This window comes from Polynucleobacter sp. 35-46-11, from assembly GCF_002281105.1.
The window spans coordinates 1-1,497 of the sequence record NZ_NCFJ01000577.1 but is presented as its reverse complement, the minus strand read 5'-3'; the positions used below and the strand labels follow the sequence as shown (position 1 = coordinate 1,497).

2 protein-coding genes are annotated in these 1,497 nt (G+C 53.1%); one reads left to right on the top strand and one right to left on the bottom strand.

Going from position 1 to position 1,497, the window contains the following annotated elements; translation table 11 throughout:
• Positions 1-92: 92 nt before the first annotated feature.
• A complete protein-coding gene (locus tag B7Y67_RS17790) occupies positions 93-545 on the bottom strand; it encodes a cytochrome c (RefSeq protein WP_293599771.1) in 453 nt (150 codons plus the stop codon).
• 183 nt (positions 546-728) lie between these two features.
• Here B7Y67_RS17790 and B7Y67_RS17785 point away from each other — a divergent pair, with 183 nt between their 5' ends.
• A complete protein-coding gene (locus tag B7Y67_RS17785) occupies positions 729-1,391 on the top strand; it encodes a cytochrome b/b6 domain-containing protein (protein WP_293599770.1) in 663 nt (220 codons plus the stop codon).
• Positions 1,392-1,497: the final 106 nt, after the last annotated feature.

Here is a 1,497-nt window from a genome sequence, read left to right as displayed (position 1 = left end):
GCCTGGCGAAACAGTCCCTTGTTTTGCTCTTGCCTGATGCCCGCGTCAACTACGACATGAGCCTCTCATGCTAGTGTTATCGCGTACTGTGTTTACTTGTCACGGAAGGCATCGTGGCAGCTCTTGCAAGTACCCGCCGTAGAGGAGAAGGCAAGCTTCAGGTTGTCCTGATTACCTGTCTTTGCAACGGCAGCCAGCTTCATGGTCTCTCCCACCAGTTTTTCGTGCCCTTCCTTGAACTTGGCCTGTTCTTTCCAGATTTCAGGCTTGGCCTTGGTTTCTCCCTTGTCTGTACCCTCACCAAAAGCAGCCCATGGCAGTTTGGACATAGCTGCCACGATCTCGGCATTCTCTGCGGCGGCCTTGGCGTCAAATGGCGCCTTGCCACTGGTCATGGCACCAATGCGCCCGAAATGCGCAGCCATCACCGTCAAGGCAGCCTTGCGGTACTTGATGGCATCTTCGGGCTTGGCAAACTGTGCCGAAGCAGGCAGTGTCAGTGTGGCTGCAGCAACAGCGAGTACGAGCGTAACGAGTTTCTTCATGATTTTTCCTGTTGAGACGTGGATCGAACCGTTGGACAGATTCTGCTTGTTGCGAAAAAGTTCTACCGAAATTCGAACTATAGGGAAAACGCTAACTCTACACCCTCCATGTTCTGGCAAGTTGCACAATGTCATTGCGCACAGAATCCCATCTCATCAAAATCCTAATTCGTCTCGCCACACATGAAAACCGTCAGAGTCTGGGATCTACCCACCCGTATATTTCACTGGGTTTTAGCGACCTGCGTCATAGGTTTGGTTATCACGGGGCAAATTGGAGGAACCGCCATGGAGTGGCATTTTCTACTGGGCTATTCCGTTCTTGCCCTGTTGCTGTTTCGACTGGCATGGGGACTGGTAGGAGGTTATTGGTCCCGGTTTGTGCAGTTTATTTACACGCCAGCCACTATCTGGCGTTATCTGCAGGGCAGAGGTGATCCCTCACACGCTGTTGGCCACTCCCCGCTGGGGGCATTTTCGGTTTTTGCCTTGCTTGCCACTTTGCTGGTCCAGGTGGCCACAGGTTTGATGAGTGATGACGAGATCTTCAATTCCGGGCCCTTGACAAAGTACGTCTCCAACGCCACGGTCAGTCTGGCCACCACTTACCACAAGGAGATTGGGAAGCTGCTGCTGATCTTTCTGGTCCTCATGCACGTCGCTGCGATCGTGTTCTATTTTTTCAAGAAACGTCAGAATCTGCTGCGGCCCATGGTCTGGGGAGATAAAGAACTGACCGCTGATGCCCCCTCATCTCGTGATGATGCCCGCTCCCGATTGGTCGCGGCCTTTCTCATCATGGCTTGTGCTGCGCTGGTAGGGTGGTTTATCAAGCAGGTGTCCTGATCACCCATCCCGAACACATTAAACCCGCTGTTTCAGCAATTTTTTGCGCGCGGAGGCACAGTCGCGCTCAGGGCTTTACGGCCTTTCGGTACAGCGGCATGACAAT

Excerpts from the sequence above, each read along its gene's own strand:
- B7Y67_RS17790 (WP_293599771.1), bottom strand. The coding sequence starts at position 545 with ATGAAGAAACTCGTTACGCTCGTACTCGCTGTTGCTGCAGCCACACTG.
- B7Y67_RS17785 (WP_293599770.1), top strand. The coding sequence starts at position 729 with ATGAAAACCGTCAGAGTCTGGGATCTACCCACCCGTATATTTCACTGG.